This is a genomic window from Chitinophaga caeni (assembly GCF_002557795.1).
Lineage (GTDB): Bacteria > Bacteroidota > Bacteroidia > Chitinophagales > Chitinophagaceae > Chitinophaga > Chitinophaga caeni.
Genome location: NZ_CP023777.1, coordinates 4,676,088 through 4,702,682, shown reverse-complemented (window position 1 = coordinate 4,702,682; position 26,595 = coordinate 4,676,088). Strand labels below are relative to the sequence as shown.

General features: G+C 42.2%; 16 protein-coding genes. 6 read left to right on the top strand and 10 right to left on the bottom strand.

All coding sequences use genetic code 11. The annotated features are described in order from the left end of the window. Positions 1 to 154: 154 nt before the first annotated feature. The 3 genes from COR50_RS19605 to COR50_RS22370 are packed head-to-tail and all read right to left on the bottom strand — an operon-like array spanning position 155 to position 780. Entirely contained in the window at positions 155 to 346 is a 192-nt protein-coding gene (locus tag COR50_RS19605) for a hypothetical protein (RefSeq protein ID WP_098195569.1), read from the bottom strand. Between the two features lie 35 nt (positions 347 to 381). Next, a complete protein-coding gene (locus tag COR50_RS19600) occupies positions 382 to 564 on the bottom strand; it encodes a hypothetical protein (protein ID WP_098195568.1) in 183 nt (60 codons plus the stop codon). 54 nt (positions 565 to 618) lie between these two features. Beyond that, positions 619 to 780: a class I lanthipeptide gene (locus COR50_RS22370; RefSeq protein ID WP_157761016.1), complete on the bottom strand. Its 162-nt coding sequence runs from the start codon at positions 778 to 780 to the stop codon at positions 619 to 621. 221 nt (positions 781 to 1,001) lie between these two features. Here COR50_RS22370 and COR50_RS19595 point away from each other — a divergent pair, with 221 nt between their 5' ends. Further along, a complete protein-coding gene (locus COR50_RS19595; protein ID WP_098195567.1) occupies positions 1,002 to 4,139 on the top strand; it encodes a lantibiotic dehydratase in 3,138 nt (1,045 codons plus the stop codon). Positions 4,140 to 4,842: 703 nt separating this feature from the next. Here the strand turns inward: COR50_RS19595 and COR50_RS19585 are convergent. From COR50_RS19585 to COR50_RS19570, 4 genes are read right to left on the bottom strand one after another with little or no spacing between them, the layout of a single operon-like run. Further along, positions 4,843 to 6,333, bottom strand: coding sequence for a calcineurin-like phosphoesterase C-terminal domain-containing protein (locus COR50_RS19585; protein WP_098195565.1), 1,491 nt, complete (start codon positions 6,331 to 6,333; stop codon positions 4,843 to 4,845). 15 nt (positions 6,334 to 6,348) lie between these two features. Continuing rightward, entirely contained in the window at positions 6,349 to 7,872 is a 1,524-nt protein-coding gene (locus COR50_RS19580; protein ID WP_198405713.1) for a DUF5689 domain-containing protein, read from the bottom strand. Between the two features lie 35 nt (positions 7,873 to 7,907). Then, the gene (locus COR50_RS19575; protein ID WP_098195564.1) at positions 7,908 to 9,422 is read right to left on the bottom strand and encodes a SusD/RagB family nutrient-binding outer membrane lipoprotein; all 1,515 of its coding nucleotides are present in this window, start codon (positions 9,420 to 9,422) and stop codon (positions 7,908 to 7,910) included. Between the two features lie 11 nt (positions 9,423 to 9,433). Continuing rightward, positions 9,434 to 12,682, bottom strand: a complete 3,249-nt coding sequence (locus COR50_RS19570; protein WP_198405712.1) for a SusC/RagA family TonB-linked outer membrane protein — start codon at positions 12,680 to 12,682, stop codon at positions 9,434 to 9,436. Between the two features lie 252 nt (positions 12,683 to 12,934). Here COR50_RS19570 and COR50_RS19565 point away from each other — a divergent pair, with 252 nt between their 5' ends. Both COR50_RS19565 and COR50_RS19560 read left to right on the top strand, forming a co-directional pair. Next, positions 12,935 to 13,987 (top strand): linear amide C-N hydrolase, encoded by a 1,053-nt coding sequence (locus COR50_RS19565; protein WP_098196327.1) that lies wholly within the window; start codon positions 12,935 to 12,937, stop codon positions 13,985 to 13,987. Positions 13,988 to 14,541: 554 nt separating this feature from the next. Further along, positions 14,542 to 16,305 carry a hybrid sensor histidine kinase/response regulator gene (locus tag COR50_RS19560; RefSeq protein ID WP_098195563.1) on the top strand — a complete coding sequence of 588 codons (1,764 nt, stop codon included), beginning with the start codon at positions 14,542 to 14,544 and terminating at the stop codon, positions 16,303 to 16,305. Between the two features lie 82 nt (positions 16,306 to 16,387). On the opposite strand, the gene COR50_RS19555 is transcribed toward COR50_RS19560, so the two are convergent. Beyond that, complete coding sequence (locus COR50_RS19555) at positions 16,388 to 17,338, bottom strand: terpene synthase family protein (RefSeq protein WP_098195562.1); 951 nt, start codon at positions 17,336 to 17,338, stop codon at positions 16,388 to 16,390. A gap of 744 nt (positions 17,339 to 18,082) precedes the next feature. Between COR50_RS19555 and COR50_RS19550 the strand changes: the two genes are divergently transcribed. Beyond that, positions 18,083 to 18,508 carry an Hsp20/alpha crystallin family protein gene (locus tag COR50_RS19550; RefSeq protein ID WP_098195561.1) on the top strand — a complete coding sequence of 142 codons (426 nt, stop codon included), beginning with the start codon at positions 18,083 to 18,085 and terminating at the stop codon, positions 18,506 to 18,508. A 91-nt stretch (positions 18,509 to 18,599) separates the two neighbouring features. Here COR50_RS19550 and COR50_RS19545 read toward each other — a convergent pair whose 3' ends face one another. Further along, a complete protein-coding gene (locus COR50_RS19545; RefSeq protein ID WP_098195560.1) occupies positions 18,600 to 19,529 on the bottom strand; it encodes an alpha/beta fold hydrolase in 930 nt (309 codons plus the stop codon). 255 nt (positions 19,530 to 19,784) lie between these two features. Then, on the bottom strand, positions 19,785 to 22,211 hold the full coding sequence (locus tag COR50_RS19540; RefSeq protein ID WP_098195559.1) for an ABC transporter permease: 2,427 nt from the start codon (positions 22,209 to 22,211) through the stop codon (positions 19,785 to 19,787). Positions 22,212 to 22,781: 570 nt separating this feature from the next. Between COR50_RS19540 and COR50_RS19535 the strand changes: the two genes are divergently transcribed. Then, positions 22,782 to 25,304: a CBM96 family carbohydrate-binding protein gene (locus COR50_RS19535; RefSeq protein WP_098195558.1), complete on the top strand. Its 2,523-nt coding sequence runs from the start codon at positions 22,782 to 22,784 to the stop codon at positions 25,302 to 25,304. A 173-nt stretch (positions 25,305 to 25,477) separates the two neighbouring features. Further along, complete coding sequence (locus COR50_RS19530) at positions 25,478 to 26,590, top strand: Gfo/Idh/MocA family protein (protein WP_098195557.1); 1,113 nt, start codon at positions 25,478 to 25,480, stop codon at positions 26,588 to 26,590. The last annotated feature ends 5 nt before the right edge of the window (positions 26,591 to 26,595 follow it).

The window sequence follows — 26,595 nt, the reverse complement described above, 5'->3', positions numbered from 1 at the left end:
AATAGGAATGGATCCCGGGATGCAATGCTGCATCCTAAAATATAAACTCCTTGTATAATCAGTGTATTCTTGTAAATATCATGAAGCGCCGATCCTACCGTTTAGTATTAACTTAATAGTTAATAGCTTTAAAACCGGTAAAACAAACCGGATGCTAGTACCTACAAGAATCTACGCTGCATACCGGGGCAGTTTGACTGGTATTTGCATCGCAGATTCTAAAGGAACAAACCGTACTGCAAGTATTAGCTGTTTGTAACAGGGCATTCCCTTGAAGAACCGGGGATGAAAAGTTAGCCACTTTGATTTTTCCCAGGTGCAACTTTTTTTCTACCGACTTTTTCATATGAGTAATATTTCAGTGAACGAGGAATAATTATATTAGAACCTGCAGCTGTCTTCACTGCAAATTGGCGCACCTTGACTAATACAGGTAATTTTAACCGAAGCCCCTGTGCAGCCTATTTGAGTGATGAATTGTTCGCCGGAACTATTCGTTTTTTTACTCAGGTCAGCTACTTTAATTTTGCCGAGGTTCAGTTTTTTTTCAATCATCTTTTTCATGGAAAGATACTTTTACAGGTTAGACAAATAAATGATTAGATGTTCCTGCCCTTGTTAAGCGCAGGTTGTTTTTGTAGCGGGAGGTTCACATTTTGCGAACAAGCTACAACCGGTGTAGGTAGGCGCTTTTAAGTCTCCACGTTCTTTTACTTGTGAACTTAAATTAGCAACTGTTACCTTGTTGAGCGTCAATTTTTTAGCGGGTGTCTTTTTCATGACTAATTGATTTTTATGAAACAATAGATTATCCTAATTTATCTATAGCGGGTTAATCGAGTCCGGGTTAAAATGAAGCAAGCGAATAATTAAAATTAGGAAGAAAGGTTAAAGAAAATGATCCCGTAAAAACGTGATTTTTTTAAAATAGACTAAATCCCCTTTTTACGGGATATGCTTTTTCGGTTGTTCATCGTAATTTCAGTTTTCAACCATTGTGAATGCGCATGATTTCTGCTGAAAATTACGTAGTTGTTAGAACGCCCTTGTTACCCATTCAATCAGTTGCACAAGTTCGTGATTGGTCAGCCGGTAATATCAAGATTAAGCTCGGGGAGCTTTTTGCATCTGGAGATATGCAAGAAGCGATCTATTTAGCATCCCCAGAATTATATCAAGAATGGGAAAGATGGCAAGGTGGTGCAGAGTTTTCTAAGAAGGATGAATTGAAGCTACAGGTTGCCCTGGTTCGCTACCTCGATAGGATGAGTTCCAGGAGTACTCCGTATGGCATGTTCGCAGGTTGCCAAGTGTTGCAGGTGGGCGCCCGAACCGATGTATATCTGAAATCTACCGGCAATCATCTCAAACGGACGAGGCTCGATATGAATTACGTGGGAGAACTTGTCAAGGCCATAGTGGATGATCCCATCATCCGCGAACAGTTAAAGTACTTCCCCAATACTAGCTTATACAGGAGCGCTGACCGTTGGAGATATGCCACTTACTCGATTCAGAATAAAATTCGTAATTACCATCTTACCGCTGTACAATCCAGCAGTTATTTGGATGCCATTTTAAACTTCGTAGAGCATGGCGCGATGTTGAAAGATATCCGGCAATGTGTTTTTGATATTGTAGAGGATATCTCTAAAAGTGAAGTGGATGATTTTATATCGGAATTAATAGGCTCCCAAGTGCTGCTCAGTGAACTGGAGCCGAGTATTACGGGGCCTGAATTTTTCCAGGTCTTGATCGGTAAGCTAGCCGGTCTGAAAGGAGGAGAGCGCTTATGCCATACGCTGAAAACTGTTGAAAAACTACTTGAAAGTCCTTCCATCCTGCATTTCAGGGAAATTAATAAGCTGGTAAGGGGCTTGTTGCCGGGAACGGAAAGCAAAGATTTATTACAAACCGATCTTTACCTGGCAACGGATGGGCATAACATAAATAAAAATGTTTTAGATGAAATTACAGCTAGCCTCCAGGAGTTGTTACTAACTAGCCCCATTGTTTCGAATCCTGATCTAGAGGCTTTTTGTACAGCATTTTCAACACGCTACGAAGAACGTGAAGTATCCTTGGCCGAAGCCCTGGATGCGGAGGCCGGCGTCGGGTACGGGGCCTATATTGCGGGTAATGCAGATCATACTCCACTAGTTGATGATCTTGTTGTGCCAGCTAAGACGGGAAGCAGGCCGACCTTGAACGATGAATGGATGAAGTTCCAGGTGCAATTATACATGGAAGCAACCAGGGATAATGCTGCGGAGGTATGCATCTCCCGAAATGATATTACGAGGTTTAAACAAATAGAACCGGAAAATATTCCAAGTAGTATTTATGCTATCGGGAAATTGTTAGGGCAATCGGCTAGTTCGATCGACAATGGTCATTTTAAGTTCGATTTAAGTGCTTGCGGAGGCCCCTCCACCGCGAATTTATTGGGTAGGTTCTGCCACGGTCTGCCCGTACTGGAAACTTTTGTTAAGGACAGTTTGGAAAGGGAAGCAACCGCTTATGATGGTTGTATTTTGGCAGAAGTAGTACACTTGCCCGAATCGAGGACAGGTAATATCCTTGCCAGGCCAAATCTTAGGACCTATGAAATCGTTTACCTTGCCAATAGTCAAGCACCGCAACCACATCAAATCAAGTTAGACGATTTACTTGTGAAAGTGGTAAAGGGAAAAGTTTGGTTGAGATCAAAAAGTACCGGTAAATATATCATACCGAGGATGAGCACTGCCCACAATTTTCAACATGGTTTACCCGTATATAAATTTCTTTGCGATTTGCAATATCAAGGTTTACCTAGGGGCTATTCTTGGCAATGGCAATTACCATTCGATGTAAACTATTTTCCAAGGGTGAGTTATGGGAAATTGATTTTAAGCAAAAGAACTTGGATCATAAAAAAGTCGGAGTTTGAGGGGATTAAGAAAAATGATACGGCAGCTATAATTGAAAAAATACAGGAACTCGCTAAACAATTCGGATGGCCATCTAAAATTGTTATCGCGGAAGGAGATAATGAATTGTTGGTTGACCTCGAAAGCGAATTTTCATTGCATGTACTGGCTAAGCAGGTGATGAAGTACGATGTAACCAAGTTGCAAGAGTTTTTACAGGTGGAGGATCAGTGTTGGGTTGAAGGAGAGGCCGGAACTTTCTGTAATGAATTGATTATCCCGATGCATAATCCTTTATTCAAGGCTCCCGCGCCGCCGGGAATCCAGGATGTCCCGGTGATTAAGAGAACATTTTGGCCGGGATCGGAATGGTTGTATTTAAAGATTTACGCGGGTTCACGCGGTTTGGAGGACTTGTTAAAGGAAGCGGTTTGGCCCCTGGTACAAGAATTGAAAAGGGAGCATGTAATGGAGAAATGGTTTTACATAAGGTATAACGATCCGGGGCATCACCTGAGACTCCGGTTTTACCATCCATCTGATAAGCAATTCGGGCAGCGGATCGTTGAGAAATTTTACAACCTGTTGAACCGGGAAGATTTCAAGGGATTATATCATAAAATTCAATTGGATACTTACGAAAGGGAGCTGGAGAGATATGGTGATGCTACCATGGAAATGAGTGAAGAGATATTTGAAGCAGATAGCGATTGCGCTTTAGGACTGATTAGCTTATTGAATGAAGAAGAAGGGGAGCGGTACCGGTGGTTGCTAACTATTAGGGGGATCGATATGTTGTTGGAAGATTTTGGTTTCACCCTCACATTGAAACAATCATTTATGGACCGGTTAAGGGAAGCCTTCTTCCAAGAGTTTGGGGCTTCTAAAGAATTGGCGATCCAGTTGAATGATAAGTACCGCAAAGAAAAGCTAGAAGTGCATAGTATCCTCGACCCCGGGAAGGATAATGATAACGGGATTGAGGCTGCCATATTTATATTGAAGGAACGATCTGGAAAAGTGCGCCAAGCATTTAGTTCGCAAACATTAGCGCTAGATGAGAAAATGAACTTAGCGAGTAGTTATATACATATGTTTGTTAACAGGATGCTACTATCGAACCAACGGAAACACGAATTGATACTGTATCATTTTCTTGCAAAATATTATGCTTCGAAGTTGGCCATTCAAAGGAAACAAGAAAAACTGAGCCTGGCCGGCGGCTGATATTTTTAGCTTTAGACATACAGTGATGTGAATGTATTCAGATTGGGCTTGTAATGGAAGGGCGTATCGTCCTGGAGATTTTAGAAAATGCCCTGTTAGAGATAATCGCGATCAAGCTCCCTGTTGGTATTATCTAATTTCAGGATTCAATTAATTTATGTAATAGCCTCTTGGTACGGTGAGGTTGGCGAGATCAGGATATTAATATCCAAGTTTTATTTATGGACGAAATAGAAGTTGAAATGCTGTGAGTTAAATACTTATAGACAAAGGAATCAAGAGTTCCCTATGAATTGGGCCGGTCAATATTGTCAATGTTGCGAAAGTAGGGCATGCGATTACATGCCCTCTCAATATAAAATTTACATTGTTGTCCGACTAAAAATGCTTTAAAGGTACTTGAATTCCTTACCTGGTCAAGGATATAAGCGAAGGATGATACATTCATAATCCGGTGTACCCCCGCCAAGAGAACCGTGGAACTTCGCGCTGTTAATAGCGAACCGTAGCTGAGCCACACAGTAGTACAAAAGCTGGATCGCGCGATCAAATTGGCGGCCGTGATGGCCAATTTGTGCCCTTTCTTTGTACTTTTTTGGGCAAGCAAAAAAGTACAAAGAAAGGTGCAGGTGGACATTGAATCGAACTTTTGAGGCGATGATAGTTTTTTCGTTGAAAATTTAGTCGGACAATAATGTAAAATTTACATGGAAATTTCCTCTTCAAACACGTTGCCGAACCTATCCGTTGCTTTAACCTTAATTTTTTTAGCATCCGTTGATGGTTTAGCAAAGAACATATGATCGTTTAATGTAGGTTCCACGAACTTATGTTTCTTGGGCAATTGCGGACCTTCGTATAATTCTATTGCCCATGGATCTAAGGCAGTACGATGTTCCATATCGCCTTTTGCAATTCCATCTTCAAACCACTCGACCTTCCAACGGTGATCGTAGTTCCATACGTTAGCAGAAATTTCTTCAGGGGCATCTTTTAAGCGACCTTTAGAATAAATCCGAAGCTGCTTTTCCTTGGGTAAACCCGTTGATTTATAATGCCATTTTATATCCGAACCGGTTACTTCGTAAACGCCGTAGCCGCTCGGGGTACCATCGCCACAAATAGGCCCCGTCCACCATGCACCGCAAACCGTTCCATGATTATGTTCCATGATATCGCCTTCTTCCCAATTATCATTGAAATGTGTATGGCCGCTCATGATATGTACCTTGAACCCTGAAAGCATCTTGTACAGTTTTTCCCTGTTGGAAACGGTACCGCCGAGCACTTCATCCTTGTTAGCCCTCCTTGCTGCGCCCGTAAATGTCGGGATGTGCAGGCTTAGGATAATGGTGCTGCCGGGCTTTACAGTTGCCAAATCTTGCTCTAACCATTGCAGCTGATTTTCCGTAAGGTAACCGATATACCTCTTGGCTGCACCTATATAAAATACATCATCCAAAACGATATAATGTAGCTCGCCCCTGTTGAAGGAATAGTATGTAGGCCCGAATTGATCTTTAAAAGTATTTGCAGATAAGTCGTCAGTACGGGCTTCGATATCCATATCATGGTTACCGATTACATTATAGAAAGGTATTCCGCACATTTGGATGGCCTCTTTATAATCCTTGAACAGCTCGAATTTATCCCATACCAAATCACCGCAACCGATGCCGTGGAACGGGGTGCCCTTAGGATACGATTGAACTAGTGCTTGTAAATCCGGTACAGACTGTGTTTTTAACAGTTCGCAATCAGCTTTTGATCGCATTTGAGTATCGGCCCACACTACGAAGTTGTGGTTCGTATCGTCAACTGTTAATGCGGTAAGTTGAAAGTCGTTGGTTTGGACAACTTTATTTTTATCGATTTTTTTATAAAAGGACGCGATACCATTTTCACTAGGAATCTCGTAACCCCGCGGCACGCTGATATATACAAATTCGGCAGTAGGGTTGCTCGTGAGTTGATAATTCCCGTTTTTGTCTGTTTGTGTAATGTTTATACCATCGGTAACAGCTATGCCTGCCAGTCCTTTGCCATTTGCAGATACTTTACCTTTTAGGTTAATCAAAGAGAGGTCAATACGACCTCTCTTTGAAAATGGATTTGCGTTAACTATCGCGGCTGGAACGGTTAATAAAGAACCGGTTAAGCCCAAGTTTTTTAAGAAATTTCTCCTATTTAGCATTTGATAACGATATTATTATTGCTTTAATATAGTCGCACCTTCCCCTTCTATCTCTATTAAAGTAGATTCCTTTGTCAATTCCACGTTTGATTGTGTTCTCGCTTTCACCCATTTGCCAAGTTTCACGTTGTACTCCCCGCCTAGAACATAGAAGTAACCAACGTCTTTAGTGGTATAAGTCATGCACAAGGTGTTGGCGCCGCTTTTATAATAAGGCTGATTTTCCAACGTAATCGGATTGCGTACATCGTACCAGTCTGTATTGGTAATCTTGTAGCCTTTTTCCGGGGGACCGGCAGTATACAAACTTCCGCCTGATGAAATAAATATTACATCTACCGGTTTCGTATCCACCGTAATCTCGGTTCCCCTGAATACAGCTAAACCCGAAGCGTTTCCGCTATTGGCAAACAAGCCGCCTGTTTTTCTACCGAAGTCATCCCCGTCATTGTTTACATAGTCATACGACCTGATCCAATTAGAAGAGGCGATGCTTGTTGAGCCGGAGCCATTGATAGATTTCCCGGTTCCACCAACATAGAAGAAGGTTCCCTTAGCGGCAAACCCGCTAGACATATTAATTTTGTAAGTCCTCTTATCGCCGGTTGCCCACCCGTTGGCAGGGTAGCCCGTAGGTGTGGAGGCATTCGCATTATTAGTAACAACAACCGAGAACGGCGTTTTGCTGAAATCGATATCTTGCGTGGCCATCATCTGTATGTATTCATAATTACCATCGCCACCTTTCACATCACTAATAAAGCCCGTGATAATGATCGGGGTAATCTCGATCGTTGAGCTTAATGTTACGTAATCATCGCCGCTACGCATGTTAAAGACGGGGGCCAATGAATCCCCGATCATCTTGTTAAATACGATTCCGTAGAAATTAGCGCTTACGGGCATCGCGCTGTCGGCAAAAGATGCATTGGCATTCGTGTGAAGCGTAATATCCCCGAAGCCATCATTTAACAATTTATCGCCGCTTAAAACATCTGTTGGTGCGGGAAGGGGATCGAATCCTCCTTTCACGATTACCCCCAAAGTACTTTCATACTTATCGGGATTAGAGATGATGTCTGCTGTCGTGATACGGTTTACGGGGATTTCATTGCCGGAAGAAACCTTTTGAATACTGGTTAAAGGTACATCCAACAATTGCATGATGCCGTTTACCCTACTTAAAGTTGCTCCATTTACATTTACTACGATAGAATCTCCGGGCAGGAAGTTTTTAGCTTCATCGCCCAGGGGGATAGCGATTCCCCTAAGTTGGTTTAACCTGCGCCTATCTTGAACCGCGATCAAGCCTTCTGGCATATTACCCCCTGAATGATCGGAAACAACAACACCGGTAATGTAATCTGAACCGAACATGTTCCCGGTTGTAAGTTTTACATCATTGCCCTTGTAAAGTGTTTTTAAATCGTAAATAGCTATGAAGGGACTGATCTTGGCACCCGGGTAATTATCTTTTTCGCAAGACCAGAATGCTACCATGGTAAATAATAGCAGTGATAATATTTTAAAATGTTTCATTATGCTAGTTTGAATATTGAAATATGGTTCATGAATTAAGGTTTCTGCCACCATACTTGCGTTGAAATGTTATCCGGACCTTGTTCTGCTACGGCAGCTTTATAATTGGTTGGGTTGGTCGATTGAATATATACCGGGTAAGTCATCCTGGCGGGCATAACGCCATCGTTTCTCAAACCTTGTCCTTTAGGAAGTGCCGGGTGACCGGTACGGCGGTATTCGAACCATTGCTGCATATCCACCAAGAATAGTGCATAGTATTTTTGGAGATGGATTTGCTCCATTTTATCATCTAGGCTGCCGGATTCATTCCATTGCAAATCTGCCTTGATGATATATTCATCTGCTGTAAGGTCATAATCCGGTAACCAGTATTTTATACTATTGATGATGCCATCTTTGTAATAGTCTTCAGCATTTCCGCCGATCCAACCTTTAACTGCTGCTTCTGCTTTGATGAACAGTATTTCGGCGTAGTTCATGATAATACCTGTATACGGATCATTCATCAGGGTCCGGGCAGATGATGTGGAGTAGAAATAAGAACGCTTGGTTGGCGTTTCGCCAGTCACGTATCCGCTAGGTACACCTACGTAAGCACCGGAAGATGGAGCTATGCACCAACGGTTAATGTTGCTGGTTCCGTAAGTTGGTATATCGATACGTGGGTCATCCCAGGTTGCCAAATGATCGATAAAGAAACTACAGATTGCCGGGGAGCGGTAGTCTTGTTCGCGGATAGTCATCAAAGGGCTGGTATAAGGACCGCCACCGTTCCATTCTAGAAACGCGGCTTCTTCGTTGCTGGAGATGATAGGGTATGTGCCGGTTTTAGTTTCAAGGATCTCCTGGATCTTTTTTACACAGGTATCGGTTACTGCTGCTTTCCCGGAAATACGGAGCAACAACCTCAAGTATAAGGAGTTGCTGAATTTCCTCCACTTGGCGATATCGCCATGGTAAACCGGATCCGAGTTGCCGTTGATGCCGGTATTTGAAGCCAGCAAGGAGTTAGCTTGTTCCAATTTACTGAAGATATCGAAGTAAATATCTTCCTGCTTGTCGAATTGAGGTTCGTAAACTGCTGAATCCCTTCCTTGCAATGCTTGCCTATACGGGATGTCTCCATAGGTATCTGTCAACATGGAATAAATCCAAGATTGGCAAACTAGGGAGATGCCTATATATGATTTGTTATAATTCAATTCTTCGCTAGCAACATTGTAGATATCACGGAAATTCGCAAGCTCAGAATACCAACCGTTATACAAGTAATCAGACCAAGTGCTCCTGTAATCATACCTGAATACTTTACCATCGGCATCACTCATATCTACGGTTACTTGCATCAGCTCGTTATTAAAATTCCTGTTACGGATTTGATTGTAACGCATTGTACTTACCAGGGCCGGTGCAAGCAACTGTTGTGGAAGTACGTCGGGAATATTGTTAGGGTTTGTATTGATTTCTTCGAAATCCTTGGTGCAGGAAGTCAATAGCATACCAAACATGACCACTACGCCGGTTATTTTAAAAAGAATCTTCTTCATGAGATATAATATTAAAGTCCAACAACTAGGTTAAATCCAAATGTCCTGGTAGAAGGGAACTGGCCGATTTCAAAGCCCCTGATGATATCAGTACCGCTGAGCGTACCAAATTCGGGATCAAACATTGGCCAATCTGACCATATATAAAGGTTACGGCCGTATACTCCTACGCTGGCTTTTTCCAACCCTACACGTTTTAATAATTTAGGACTTAAGCTATAATCGATACGGGCTTCGCGGAACTTGATGAAGTCCGTGCTAAAAGTGCTACCCTCTGCATTGTTGCTACCATAATGGGAGCGGTAATACTCGTCGATGTCCGTCGCGATAACGTTATTCGGTACGTATGAACCGTCTTTATCTTGGATGACGCCGTTGCCGATGATTCCATTATAACGGCCGGGTAATGTTTTAGTCAGTTTACCTTGTTCTGCCATTTTATAATGCATCAGCGAATGGGCCACCGCTCCATATTGTGCATCGAATAATAAGTGAACACGGAATCTCTTATAACTGAAATCGTTACTGAAACCTAATTTGAATTTCGGCATGGTATTACCGAGGTATTGTACATCTTCGGAGATCAAAGCGAAACCTGTTTGCGGATCGTACACAACTTGACCATCGGGGGAACGAACATAGCCCCTTCCATAAAGGTCTCCCATGCTTCCTCCCACTTTGGCAACGATTTGACCGCCGCCTACAGGGCCCGTTTGCAATACGACGGAGCTATCGGCCAAGGAAACGATCTTATTTTCATTGCTGGAGAAAACGATGCCCGTTTTCCACGTAAAGCCGCTCCTCGTTTTAACCGGGGTTCCGTTTAAAGCTATTTCGATACCCTTGTTTAATACATTACCTGCATTTATTACCACTTTCTGGTTGCCTGAAGCCCGGTCTATAATACGCTCCAAGATTTGATCCGTGGTATTACTTTTATATAAAGCGATGTCGAACCCGATACGGTTACCGAGGAAACGCATTTCTGATCCTACTTCGTAAGTTGTGGTGCGTAATGGTTTCAAGTTAGGGTTGGCTAGAACGGATGGATTTTCTACGCCACCGTCATACAAACTTCCGGCAGATTGATAGTTGTAAGCGGTACGGTAAGGTACCGTTCCGCCGCTACCTACGCCCGAAACAGAAAATCTTAACTTGGCAAAATCGATTTCTTTCGGAAGTTTCCATACATCGGATGGCACGAAACTTAAGTTTGCGGAAGGATAAATAAATCCTGCATTGGTTGTTCTATATGGGGTTGCCAATACGCTACTCCAGTCTTGACGCAAGGTTAAATCGAGAAATAAATATTCCTTGTAAGCCATGGATACTAATCCATAAAAACTATTGATAGCGTATTTGCTCCTGTACGGCATTGTTACCAGCGGGCCTGCGGCATTGGATAGCGTGTAAACTCCGGGGAAAGTTAACGAGTCGGCACGTACCTCGTCTTTATTATACGTATTTCTCAGGATGCTACCACCGGCTGTTGCCGAAAGGTCGAATTTCTTATTGAAGTTTTTATGATATTTCAACAAGAAGTCTGAACTAGCTTCCATGGAGAAGATATTCTGGGTCCGGTAGCTACCTTTCGGGTATTTCGCACCTGCATCGTATGGCCTTTCTTGCGCACGTTGCTCGTAACTCATATCGATAGATGAGCGTAATTGCAAAGCTAATGCCTTCGTGAATTGATAGTTAGCAGTTACGTTTCCTGTTACTACGTGACGGTTAGAACTATTAATAAATTCATATGCTACCGCGTAAGGATTTTCAGGGTAAGTACTGTAAGGATATTCAATCTTCTTATTTTCCTGGCCATTTACCCAGTAATTGCGCAGCCAATCCAAATCGGCATTCGGTTGCCAGAAAATGTACCAGTACATAATTGACTGGTTGCCGTAACCGGTACTGGGAAGGTTGTCGCTCCATTTATTGGTATAGTTAACTTTCGATGAAATGGTAAGTTTATCATTTACCTTGGAATTGACAGACATGGCCACCGTGTTTCTTTTATACCCGGTATTGGGTATGATCCAGCTGTTGGAAACATTGGTTAATGAGAAACGCGCGGTTGTTTTATCTGTACCCCCGTCGATACTTAAGGTGTTAGTATATGTTTCACCGGGATTGAAGAAATCGTTCACCTTATTTTTATAGGCTACCCAAGGTGTTCTTTCTAAGCCTTGCGCTTGCGTTTTAGGATCGTATTGGAAAAACATTTGCCCATCGAACTTAGGTCCATAAGCAGAACTGGTACTTCCCGTATTGCTGCCATCTGCCGAGGCGCCGTAAGAATAATGAAGGGCGCCGTCTAGTCCCTGGCCATATTCAAATTGCAGGTCAGGCCAACGGTTAACAGATTCACGGGCAACATTGGAATTGAATGTTAAACCCAAGCCTTTATTTTTTCTATTACCGGATTTCGTAGTTATGATGATCGCACCGTTAGCACCTCGCTGGCCATACAGGGCTGCTGCGCCCGGGCCTTTCAGAACCGTGATGCTTTCAATGTCTTCAGGGTTGATATCATTTAATCCCGTACCGTAGTCGGCAGGCATGTTATCACTCCCGGTTCCGTACGGCACTTCACCGGAAACGCCCGTAGCGCGACCGCTACCGCTGTTTATCACCACGCCGTCTACAACGATCAGGGCCTCGTTTTCCCCGGTCAGGTTATTTTCTCCTCTTAAGATGATCTTGTTCGAACCGGTAGGGCCGCCATTAGAGCGGATCAGGTTCAAGCCGGCAACTTTACCGGAAAGGGCATCCGTCCAGTTTCCAGAAATAGCTTCGGTTACATCTTCATTTTTCAGAACGGTCGTAGCATAACCTAAAGCCTTCTGATCTCTTTTGATGCCCAGGGCAGTTACGACAACCTCGTTCAAATCCTTGGAGCTAGGCACCATTTGAATATTCAGTACGCGGGTACCTTCAATTTTTACATCCTTGTTCGTGTAACCAAGAAATGAAAACACTACTTGTGTTGGGCCGGAGAGCTGCAACGTAAATTTCCCGTTAACATCGGTGATAGCGCCCTTGTCGCCATTTTTTGGACGGATGTTTACGCCGATTAAAGGTTCACCGTTCTCGTCTGTTACGCGACCTTGAACAATGATCACGTCTTGCTTAAGACGGTACGTGGTATTAAACCCGCTCTTGGTTGGAATAAGCTTAGTATGCGTATGTATAGCATTACTAAACGCCATGCCACTGGCGCAAAACTGCAGTCCAGTGAACAGCAATAAAATTCTTTTCATTCAACAAAGGTTGTTTATGTAATAAGTAACTCTTGGACGGTATTATGATTTAGTATGAACCAGGTGCATACATGATAAGTGTGTTCTGCAAATTCTTTACAGGGCGCTAAAGTAGAAGCCTAATGTGACCAATGTGTTAAGGCCATGTTAAATAATAGTAAGCAAATGTTAACTTTAGTTGAACTAAGGGAGGAATTACTTGTTGAACAATTGGATAGTAATTACGTTAAAAATGCATACAAATTGCATCATATGAAAACGCTCCTGAAAATCACATTGGCCTTGACATGCTTTGTTTGTGCAAACATCTATTTTAAGGCATACTCTTGTACCCGCGTTGTCTATAAAGGACTCGACGGCTTAATTATCACCGCCCGCTCGATGGATTGGCGGGAAGATATCCAAACAGATTTGTGGATTGTACCCAGGGGTGTTGCCCGTAATGGCGAAGTTGGTCCCAACTCGTTGAAATGGACTTCTAAGTACGGGAGCGTTATAGCTTCAGCATATAATTTCTCTACTACGGACGGGATGAATGAGAAGGGCTTAGTTGCGAATCTACTCTGGCTCGTTGAAACACAATATCCCCATTGGGATCAGAAAAAGCCGGGCTTAACCGTAGCTGCCTGGGTGCAGTACGTGCTTGATAACTTCGCAACCGTGAATGAAGCCGTGACAGAATTAGAAAAGGAAAACTTTACCATTGTAACAGATAACATACCGGGGATGAATAGGTTAGCAACTTTGCACCTGTCTATTTCGGATGCTACCGGTGATAATGCCGTATTTGAATATCTCGATGGAAAACTTGTTATCCACCATGGTATTTCTTATACCGTTATGACGAATTCGCCGGTATTTGATAAGCAATTAGCATTAAATGAATACTGGTCTGAAATAGGCGGAACCGTGATGTTACCAGGTACGAACCGCGCTTCTGACCGTTTTGTACGCGCTTCTTTTTATATAGACGCTATTCCGAAGACGGCAGACACGAAAGTAGCAGTAGCGAGTTGTTTTAGCGTCATTAGAAATTGTTCGGTCCCTTACGGTATCAGCACCCCCGGGCAACCCAATATTTCAACCACGCGTTGGCGTTCCGTGGCAGATCAGAAAAATTTGATCTATTTCTTTGAAACGGCGTTAACACCCAATACTTTCTGGGTAAATTTTAAGGATATCGATTTTTCCAAGGGCGCTCCCGTTAAAAAATTGAGCTTGGTAAACGGTGAAACATACGCGGGTAATGCCGTGGCTTCTTTCGTTGAAACACCGATGTTTAAATTCCTCGGCCTACCCGGTTGATCACTTAATTATTTAAAGATAATCATTAGCTTTCCCTATTACCACGGTAGTAGGGAAAGCCTTTTGGTAATCTTGCCAGGCATCCCTGTTAAAGTATATAAGAATAAAATTCTTGGTAATATCAAATATTATTTGTATTATTTGAATGGAAATCAACAGTTTGAATAAAATCACACCGTATGAAGTAACAATTAGAAGTATTATTGAGTATGCCAACAATTAATGAAAAGATGGAATCGTATACAAGGGAATAATCGATCCTGAAATAATATATTATATTTAAACCTGGGTTTTATACGGTAAGGGTAATTTTACGAATGATTATTTTTGCAAGTTAAATATATATGCATCGAAATCAATAAGGTATTAATGATTCAACATCCTTTTGAAGAAAAAATTAACCGGAGAATTTTATATATCAAATTAATTGACCATATTTGTTGATATTTAACAACTGTTAACTTTAGGTTTATAATAGAACATTCCGTCTTTCCCCGTTTTGTAGCAGGTAATGGATTAACCCGTAAACGTCAAAACAAATAATATATCTATTTATGAATTGGGCATTTCGATTGAAACAACTTTTTATCGGCATATGTAACTCCGGTACAGAGAATCTTGAGCCCAGGAGAAGAAGACCTGTCCAATATATCAACGCGCTATCTTTTTTAACGAGTACATTGGTATTTAGTTTGGGAGCTGTATTCTTCTTTCTTGTAAATAGTCTCCTTATCCTTATTCCCTTGATGTTGGAAGGTTTTGGCATGTTGGGCGTTATCGCGTTCAATAGCAAGAAACGTTACAACATGGCCAATTTTACGATGTTCGCGATCCATTATGTTGCAGCCGGTTATTGGACAACCCTGCTCGGTAATGCAATCCCGATAGAAGTCGTTGTAGCTTTCTTACTTATATTCCTGACTTGCGGCTCTTTCCTCGTTTATACCGAGAAAAAGGTGCGTATTTATTCTATTATAGCAATTGTTTTATTATTAGCCTTCATACAAGTCAATGCATATTTTAAATTTATCGTACCGATTCCTTTATCTACTAATGCTGCCTTCATCATGCGGCTTTGTACCACTGGCGGTATGCTGGTGTTTATATTATTCGTGATGTTCGCATTTGTGAAAGAGATAGAATTGTTACTCGGTAGTTTGAAAAAATCTAATAAGACATTGGCAGCCCACGCTGCTTTCTTAAGGGAAACTTTTCACGAATTGAAAACCCCCTTAAACAGTATCTACGGTATCGCGCAGTTGATGCAAATGAACCTGAAAGAGCCCGGTTCCAATAAGGTTACCGATGAACAGGAACAGGAGGTGACCAACTTACTCGCTGCTAGCAGGCTCTCGAAAGATATTATCGATAATGTACTCGATATGAAAAGAATCGAGGCAGGTAAGTTTTATGATATTAAAAAGGACAATATTCATATTCGCCAATGCATAGAGCAATGCATTACCTTGAACAAATATATCGCGCAGATGCGGGGCATCAGTATACAGTTCGATTATAAACTTCCGGGCGATTGTATCAGTTGTGATGAAATACTGTTTAAAAAAATACTCAATAACCTAATTTCTAACGCGGTAAAATTTGCTGTGTCTCCCAGCACGGTAGAAGTAACTGCCTGGGCGCATAATAGTGAAATGTATTGCTCCGTGAAGAATCTTGGCGAAATAGAAAGCGATAAAATGAAGTCCCTGTTCGAAGTATTTGCTTCGGAAAGGAACACCTTGGTGGAAGGAACCGGGGTGGGGCTTTACCTGGTAAAGCAACTCGTGGAGCTACTCGGCGGGCAAATAGATGTTTATTGTAAGGACGGGGCAACCACCTTCAGCTTTAATATGCCCATTGAATACAGTACAGACATGCCGCAGCAAGTACCCTCTTCCTTGCCTAACCAACTGCCTTCCTTCGATGGAAAGAAAGTGCTTGTTATCGATGATAACCTTATGAATCAACAAATATTGGTGCGTTTTTTACAAAAGTTGGGTATAACAACACAGGTTTGCCGCAATGGTAAGGAAGCGCTCGTATTGGCCGTAGAACTTAAACCCGATATTATAATCTCCGATATGCATATGCCGGTAATGGATGGAAAAGAATTTCTTGTTCACGCCAAAACCACGCCTGCAATCGCGCAAATTCCCGTGGTTATTATATCGGGAGATGCGTTTAATAATTACAACGTAAATGAAGCCACAACTTTGATGTCCCTCGGCGCTTGCGCTTACCTGGGGAAACCCTTGAGTTTCAGCGAATTATTTACGGTGATCAGCACGCACCTCCCTGAAAAACTACCTACTTGCTAGGTAAATTTGGTTGAGTTCGTAAGCCAGTTACGACAATTACCGCTTATTAGCTTTGAAGCCTTTGCCGCGAACCCGGGTAATATTAATGCCCATTTTTATAACGGGTGGTATCTACCAAGGCCCAGTCAAAATAAGCTTTTATAACGGTGTAAAGTCCATCGATATATATTTTCAGTTGGCGATCAATGGCTGCACCGTATGATGGCATACCGGTTAACAGTTGATCGATCGTATCCAAATTCCTGAAGTATTCATCATAAATTTTATCAACCGCTTCTTCCAAACTAAGATGCAATTCCCTTTCGTAAATAAATACGAGGTTCAGTCCCTTGGTTTTAAGCGCTTTTTCCCGCTCCATGGAATGGAGATCATTGGCCAGGTTGGCAGTCAGGTTCAAGAGCAATTCTGCTTGTTTTAAATTGGGATGCTGGTATACTTCCCTGGGGATATCCAGTTGATGGAAGATGCTAATCAACGGGAACATAATGTAGAAGCCGGTTTTGGGCCGCCATTGTAGGTATTCCTTGATATTGGGCTCATGTTCTTCAAGCTGCATATCAACTTCCCAAAGGCATTCTTCGAAATAGGAAATCATCTCTTCCCCGAATGCGCGGAATAACGCCGGGTTGCTTACCGCTTCGAAACGGTGCATGATGTTTTCCAAGCTCCTGTTCAGGATACGGTGTTCCATCGAGTACAAACGCCCTTCTTGGCGGATGATATGGATGAAACCTTCAAACATAGCCTTGAGGGTTGCTGCGGCTGTGGAGTTGGATGAAGCACGGTCGCATTTATCATCAACGGTAAACAACCAGGCGATCAGGTCGCCCACGATACAGATCTCTGCATAAGAGGCCTCGGGATATTCCCTGGCGGCGTACCAGCCGAATTTGGCCTTATCAAAGAACGGCACTTTTTCTTCGCTGATCAATTCAAATTGCAAGGCCCATTGTGTTGTATGCGCCTGTACCCTCTCCGCGAACGGGCTGATTAATGATGCGGTCGGGAAATCTAATAACAAAGTCTTTTCCATGAAATGATGTTTTAAAAATTAGTAATATGTAGAGTTAAGTGAATGCTGACGCTATGTTCCATACCGGGACTTCATAGCCGGGGAACCCCGGTTAAGATTTGACATAATACTGGGTTTAGGTATGTTAAAAAAGTTACAGATAATCGAATTTCAGCCTGGGCAAACGAGTTATATATTTCTTGAAGGGAGTTGGTTCCACAAAATTCGACTACTGCCGGTAATGCTAGTATTATTTCTCAACTACGATTTTTACTGTCATTTAGTACCTCTTCATTACATTCCCGATGGATTAGATAGTCTATTTCGAAAAACTTTTCATGGCTAGTGTTGCTCAGCATCCCGTTTACATCAGTATCGATCGGCACCCAAGGGATTCCTATTTTAACCCTGTTATACTAGTGCGGTTCAAGGATAGCAATAATTCGGGTAACTGGAATTGAGATCAATTTACGAAATAAGTTACTGAGTTGGGATAACAGCTTTGCGGTTATTCGTTATTATTTTGTTTATATTGAGAATCAATATTTTGAATTGATTTATTTTGTTTAATACCCGCTTTCTACGCTTCGTAAACCCCTATTTAACCGCGGTGGGAATGCCGGTTTTTAACGGGGCATATGACGAAAATCACCTGTCAAAATTTTACCTCGGCATAACCATTCTTTAACTGTATTGTTTCTATTTTATAACCCAGGTAATTCAATTAATAACCTATTTCTAAACAATTAATAAAGGAGGTTCAAAATGAATGCCTTAGAAAAAAGGAAAAATTACGATCCCTGGAAGGACTTTTTTACATGGGAAGACTTTTTCCCCAAGGACTTGTCAAGGAATGGGCACTGGCCCGCAGTTAACATCAGCGAAGACGACACATCTTACCAGGTAGATGTTGTAGCGCCCGGGTTTAAAAAGGAAGATTTTAAAATTAGCGTGGATGAAGATGTATTGACGATCAGCGCCGAATCGAAAAAAGAAAGCGAAGAACAGGATAAGAAGAAGACCTACAGCCGTAGGGAATATAGTTACAGCGCGTTTACCCGCTCGTTCAGGTTACCTGAAAACTCCAAGGATGATAGCATTGCTGCAACTTATTTAGATGGCGTGCTTAAGTTAACCGTGCCTAAAAGTGAGCAACAGGTAAAAGCATCTAAACAAATCCAAGTACAATGAGTGAAATTTCTAACAGGGCAGCGGGCCTGGAAGGGCTCGCTGCCTTTTAACATGATCGTATTGGCAGTCAATAAAATGAAATGCCCGGCGCTCAACTAGGATTTTGCTTCGTTTCTTTTATAAAATCAAAAATCGAGCTAATAAATTCCTGGTTGTTTTCATAATACAGAATGTGTCCGCCATTAATTTTCCGAACCTTCCCATTTTTAAAATGAAACGATAAATAATGATTTTCCCCGATGGAATGATCTTTCTTTCCTGTAATTATTAAAACGGGCAACTTTACTTGTGCAGTCAGCGGTGTGTAATCTTGCCAGTAATCATCTATCGAGAATACGTGCTTGGCAAAATCAAAATCACCGGGGTTTTGACTGTCAATTTCATCTACTAGTTCTATATTCGCTTTATTATCTGAAAGTATTTTATAGTTCAAATCTTCCTGGGACAGCATTTTCTTCGCTTCAAAAAATTTAGACATTAATGAAGCTGAAGTACTGTCCGGCACAGTAAAGTCCGTTTTCAATATGCTATTTATATAATGAATTTGACTTTCAATGGAATAACCCATGTTGAGTGTTGAGTTTGCCAGGATCAAGCCCTTAACATGGTCAGGATGTTTTAGCGCATAATTAAAAGCTAGGATGCCTCCGAATGAATGGGACATGAGGTAAACTTTCTTAGCACCGTAATGTTTACGAATTAAATCGATATCCTTAACCATCCTTTCCAGGGAATAGTCTCCGCTCGCAGATTTCTCTGAGCGACCACAGCCTCTTTCATCATAATATACCATTGACAGGTTCGTCTCCAGGTTCTTCCCCTTTAATTCTTCAAATGATTTACTCCAGGCTCCCGGGCCTCCATGGATAAAAATACAAATCGGGCCATTGCCAGATTTTTTGACAAACAATCTTGTACCATCATCAGCAGTCAACAGGGAATCACTCATTTTTGTTTGGCCTTGAACATGCATGCCGATACAGACGAGTAATAAAACAATAGCGTACTTTATACTACCCATATAATAAGGTTTAAATAATCTTTAAATATACGTAACAAATCCTTCTATTTAACTTTCTTAAATCTTTATAAACCAAGAGGGATCCAAAACGATTAATTGAATACCGGGTGTTCCATGCACGGCGCCTTCTTCACGCTTTTTAACAGCGTGTTACATAACCCGGTACACTGGTAGTTCATTCCATTGCTTTAACTAAATTCCACTACCTTCTTGGGCTTAAATCTTGGAAAATATAAACAACGAGGCTGAGCATGGTTATTCTGATCGCAGTGACTTTACCGGGTTCATAAAAGCCACCTTCAATGTTTGGAAACTTACGGTTGCCAGGGCGATGAATATTGCCAGCATTCCTGCTAACATGAAAATCCACCAATGGATGGTTACGTGGTAAGCAAATCCATCCAACCACTTGTTCATAGCCCACCAAGAAAGGGGAGTGGCCAGCAGTATGGCGATCAATACCAACATTACAAACTCTGAAGACAGCAATGTAATAATGCTGGTAACGGAAGCGCCCAATACCTTGCGGACACCGATTTCCTTGATTCTTTGATGGGTTGCATAAGTGGCCAACCCGAACAGTCCCAAGCAAGCGATGATGATAGCCAGGATAGCAAAGATGCTGAAAATTTCACCAAAACGTACATCATTTTGGTATTGCTCGTTGAATGATTGGTCTAGGAAGAAATATTGGAAAGGTCGCCCCGGGATCAATCGTTCCCAGGTATGTTGCAATTCCCGGATCGTATTAGGAATATTACCTGTTTTAATACGTAAGGAAATATTACCATAAGAATCCGGGTCGGCAAAACGGAGGGCTAACGGTTCTACCTTGTTATGGAGCGATTTATAATTAAAATCTTTTACAACGCCAATCACGGTCCCGCTGCGGCCCCATTGCGAGAATTTCTTACCGATAATATCCCCGGGATTATTATATCCCAATAGTTTAGCTGCGGCTTCATTAATGATCATTGAATTTGTAGTATCCGCCATGAATTTGCGGGAATAAGCCCTGCCTGCCGCCATCTTGATCTGGTAAACAGGTATAAAGTCAAAATCAATCTCGTATAATGCAGGTGCAATAGACTGCATCTCGCCAGCAGGATTTTCAAAGTTAGATGCTGCATTCGGGAAAAAGCCGCCCGGTACAGTTCGCGATGCTGCCAAACCGATTACTTGATCATTTTTCCCAAGTTCTTGCTTGATCATTTCAAGCTTTCTATTCAAGAAGTTTTCACCTTCATCGCCGGCGTAGTTAATCACCAGCATCTGTTCTTTCATGAAACCGAGTTCGTGGTTCTTCATGTGCATCAACTGCAAATAAACGACCACGGTACTTGCCACCAGGGCAACCGATAAACTAAATTGTAAGACCACCAAGCTTTTCCTTAACAAGCTGCCGCGCGCCGAGGTATTGAATTTGCCTTTCAATACGATAACCGGATCGAAACGCGACAATACCAGCGCCGGGTAAACTCCTGCCAATAGACCTATTAGAATAGGGGTGACGAGTAAACCGGTAAGAATTTGAGAATCAAGAATAGAAATATAGCTGAATGATTTTCCGGTAATATTATTGAGGATTGGAAAGACCAACAAGCAGATGACAATTGCCAAGAGGACAGACAGGAATGTAATTAATGTAGATTCTGTCAAAAATTGATAGATTAATTTGGATTGGTGGGCTCCGACGGATTTCCGTACGCCCACTTCCTTGGCCCTTTCCATGGAGCGGGCGGTAGCAAGGTTAATGAAATTAACACATGCAATACAAAGGATAAATAAACCGACAAGCCCGAAGATGATTATGTTTGAATAATTGCCCGTAACCCCAGGTTGCCTGCCAGCTAAGGATTTGAGATAAGCATCCGATAATGGTTCAAATTTCACCCGGTAATCATTAGTATTATATTCAGGATAATATGTTTTCAAGAGATGCGGGATTCTTGCGCTCATATCAGCAATACGGACACCTGGTTTCAGGGTGAAGTAAGTGTAAAAATCTACATAACCCCAGGATCCGAATATTTGCGGGCGCCATTTTATGAATGTGCTCATAGAAATCAACCCGTTGAAATGAATATGGCTGTTCCTGGGGATATCTTTCATCACGCCTGAAACCGTAAAATAAAAGCTGTTCTCCGCCTTCAAGGTTTTACCTACCGGGTTTTGATCACCGAAATATTTCCTAGCGGTACTTTCCGATAAAACGATGCTAAACGGCGCCACTAGCGCCTGCTCCGGGTCCCCGTATAAAAGGGGCCAAGTAAAAACATCGAAAGCTGTTGAATCCATGAAAACCAGGTTCTGTTCCTGGAATCTTTTATCCCCATTTTCTAATAAAAATGAATTATTACTCGTAAACCGGACAATTTTATCGATACCCGGGAATTCATTCGTTAAGGCACCAGCTATCGGCGCATTCCCCCACACCTGGTATTCTTCCGGCGCTGGTTGCGGTGCATCGGCCGTCTTATTACCGGAACGGAAGGCATGAACGACGCGGTAAGTTCTATCGTAATTGGTATTATAGTGATCGAATGATAATTCATCCTTAATATATAAAACAATGATCAGGCAACAGGCAATCCCTAAAGCTAAACCGAAAATATTGATAATGGAATAAGCCTTTTTGTTGACTAAATTCCGGATGGCGATCTTGAAATAACTTTTTAGCATACGCTTTAATTAACCTGAAGATAAAGGATTGAATTCGTATACCCGCATAACAAAAAGGTTGCCATTTGTTGAAAGACCCCATAGCCAATGTTTCCCGGTATCGACAGGGGGGATGGGTTGTTCGTAAATGAACAAGTTTTTGTTCGATAACGGACAATCTACTACCACTGGGAGTAGCAGGAGGAATATTGCCCGCTTAGCCTGGAGGCAAAGCAGGCGATTTTTCATCGGGCTTCCCACTTCGATGCGATAATTTATAAGGATGGATTCCCAATTTTAGCAATCGATTGCAAAATGTAATGCATTCGATTGCAATTCAATATGTTGTGATTGAAAAAAGTATTAATAATTCGCTGTTTTTAATATTATAATGATTTTATATTGTAAAATATTTGTTTTTAACGTTAAAATATTATTATGATTAATGTTTAAATATGCATATTAAACAAGAGAATAATATTAATTTATTGATATAGCAATAAGTAATTTGTCATCGCGAATTTTTCCTATGAATAGTGTTCCCCGGTTTTCGCCCATTAACCTGCCTTTTTTATAACCAAAATAGAATCGATGAAAACGATGTTACCAACCTGGAAACAAGCGGTTTTTTTAGCAGCTTCCTCGCTTTGTTTCTTAAATCAACTAAAAGCCCAGTCCCCTTTTACGGACACCCTCGTCGCGATCGAGGATACTTACGTGAACAGTAATAGCGCCGATGATCAACGTAATGCAAATTACGGTTCATCTACCCAACTCCGCTTTCGCTATTCACAAACAAGTTCAGGCTCCAATTACAACCTGGTTACTTACCTGAAGTTCGATCTCAAGCAATTAGGATTGCCGGCATATGCCGTGATTGATTCGGCTTCTTTACTTGGAACCATTTACTATTCCCAATCAGGCTCCGGTCATGTTTGGAACCTGTTGCCCGTGGCCACGAACTCCTGGGGGGAGTATACCGCCACTTGGAATAATAAGCCCGGGTTCGGTCCAGACACGATCTCGGCGGTTACCAAACCTACGGTTGCGATCTCGGAAACTACTCCCTACCAAGCCACCTGGGGAGGTTTGAAGGATAATGTAAGCGCTGCCTTGAGCGGTGATTCACTGCTGTCTTTGGCATTGTACACTCGCCTTAACACGGGGGCCAATACTTCCATGTACTCAAGGGAATGGACCGATACTTCAATGCAACCGAGGCTCGTATTGCATTATAGGATAGATTCTTCTTACACCCCGCCGGCGCCGAGGGAGGTGGAATCAAGAACCAATAACCTTAATATCGTGTATTTCCTTCCAACTGATGTTGATACCGTGGCCAACTACCGGCAACGTTTGAATGGTATCATGTTGCAAGCACAGGATTTCTACCGCAAGTGGATGACCTATTGGGGGTATACCGATGAAACTTTCGGACTTAACAAGGATAGCAGCGGGATGCTCAAGATCACTATCATCAACGGTACTTATGATAAAACATATTACCCATATGATGGTGGCGGCTCCAAGATTATCCCTGAAGTGAATGCTTATTTCTCGGCCCACCCCGGGGAAAAAACCAGTACGCATACACTCGTGATATTACCGGAATCAGGGTATAATCCTTTTTATGGTTTAGGGAATGGCTGGTGTTTCGCCCTGGATAATCCTAACATCGATACCTCGTATTTTTCAACCGGCGGTACTTCGTCTTATATCGGCGGCCTTGTTCATGAACTGGGACATGGTTTGAATTTACCGCATGATAAGGAGTACGTTTCTCAAAAAAGCAATCCTGCCATGGGAACGAACCTGATGGGCTCCGGTAATTCAACTTACGGGAAGTCGGCTACTTTTATGACGGAAGCAAGCTGCGCGATCTTACATAACTGCGAGGTGTTCCGCACGCAAGATACGATCCCGGATATGTACGGCGGCGGTACAGGTTCTTTCACTACATTCCATTCCAGTTATAGCGGTGGTTATATCCATCTCTCGGGGACGTTTACTACCAACAAGGACATCAATGGTATCGTGGTATATAATGACCAGGATGATGATGGAGCTAATTATGATCAATTGGCCTGGATGGCAAACCTGGTGGGAACCGACAGTTTTAACGTGGCTATGCCCGTGGCGGAGTTTTGGAAAAAGTATAGTACATATACTTTAAGATTAAAATTCCTCTTTACCAACGGATCTTCGAAAGATGTTGTGTACCCTTATTATTTTGAAGATGAAATACCTGTATTGGATATCAACTTCGAACCCATGGACAGGCCGGAAGGGATTGAGCCTTCGGCAGATACTTATATCCGCAACGGCGGTTCGGCAAATACCAACTTTGGTACGGATTCCACGATGACCATTAAACCGGATCCAAATTCCGGTTATAAACGTGAAGCTTTCCTGAAATTTAATTTGAATGATTTCAGTGGGGATTTGGCAAATATCGATTCATTACACCTTTATATGAAGGTGAAATCGGCAAACAGTTCTTCCAACAAAACTAAGTTGATCGTGAAATGGACGACAAAATCAGACTGGGATGAAAGTGCAAGCCCCCTGACCTGGAACTCATGGGTAGCCGATTCTTCACATGTCGATTCTATTGCCGGGAATTTCTACTACGGTGGCGACTGGGTACATTGGAGTTTGAATAAAGATACTTTATTGAACGCGATACGCGCGGGAGATACTACGGTCGTATTCCATATTTATGGTGAATATAGCGGTTCATCTACCTCGACATCTGATTTGACATTTTATAGTAAAAACGCAACGGATGCCTCCGATCGCCCTTCATTAGTAATCGTGGAATCACCATCAATGTTGGCGCGTAAAGCTACTAATAGCTTGGTGTCAAGCCCTGTAAACAAGTTGCCGGAATTGATGGAAGTATATCCCAACCCTGTTCGCGACGAAGTACATATCCGCTCGCATGTAGCGGGGAGCGCGGTATTGTACAATGTTCACGGCAGCCCGGTAAAACAACTGAACCTGGTCAATGGCAATGACAACATACTCGATGTAAGCGGTCTGCCTTCCGGCCCGTATTACCTCGTATATTTAAAAGGGACATCGGCCCCGGCTAAAATTATAGTGGTTAGATAATAGATTCATATAGGTTTTATGAAATGGTCATCCTTAAAAGAGGATGGCCATTTTTATTTCATATTAAAGAGAGCGATGCCTCTTTGCCTGCGCCGATTTTTAAAATCCGGTAAAAAGCAGTATTTTATACATCCATTCTTCTAGTTATTGAAAACCACGAAAAATTCTACGTTATGCAAACCCGTCGGAACTTCATCGAAAAGTTATCATTATCGGCATTGGCGGTACCGTTCTTACAACTGGATAGCTGGGGGCAGCCTAAGCACGGATTATTTTACGAGGGGCCCGTTCTCAGGGTGGCCTTAATGGGATTAGGTAGTTATGCTACCCGCGTTGCGGATGCCATGAAAGATTGTAAGAAAGCTAAACTGGTGGGTGCTATTAGCGGTACTCCTTCTAAATTGCCGAATTGGCAAAAGAAATATAACATCCCGGCAAGTAATTGCTACAATTATTCCAATTTCGATGATATAAAAAATAACAAGGATATTGATGTGGTGTATGTTACTACGCCAAATGCCATCCATCATAATAATGTGATCCGCGCTGCCGCGGCAGGTAAACATGTAATTTGTGAAAAACCCATGGCGCTGAATGGCAAAGAAGGCCAGGAAATGGTGGATGCTTGCCGTAAAGCTGGCGTGAAATTACTTGTAGGTTACCGCATGCACTTTGAACCGAATACCTTGGAGATTATCAAGATGCGTGGGAATGGGGAGTTTGGTAAACTGAGATTTTTTAACGGCTTATCCGGCTTCAGGATTGGCGATCCAAACCAGTGGCGGCTTAATAAGGAACTGGCAGGAGGGGGATCGCTGATGGATATCGGTATTTATTCGATTAACGGTGCGCGGTATATGTTAGGGGAAGATCCCATTTGGGTCGCGGCCCATGAAACGAAAACGGATCCCGTTAAATTCAAAGCAGGGGTTGATGAAACTATTCAATTCGAAATGGGATTTCCTAGCGGCGCCGTTGCATCCTGTTTGTCAACTTATAATATGAATTACCTTGACCGGTTTTATATGGTAGGAGATAAAGGTTTTGCTTTCTTGCAACCGGCAACGGGCTATGGTCCTATTAAAGGACATACCCACAAAGGCGAACTCTCGTTTCCTCATATAGCCCATCAAACTATCCAGATGGATGAAATGGCAGGGATCATCCTGGAAAATAAAAATCCAATAGTAGCTGTTGATGGTAACGAGGGGCTCAAGGACCTTAAAATTATCGACGCGATCTACAAAGCCGTGGGAACTAATAGTAAAGTAGAAGTATCCCTTTAAAAATA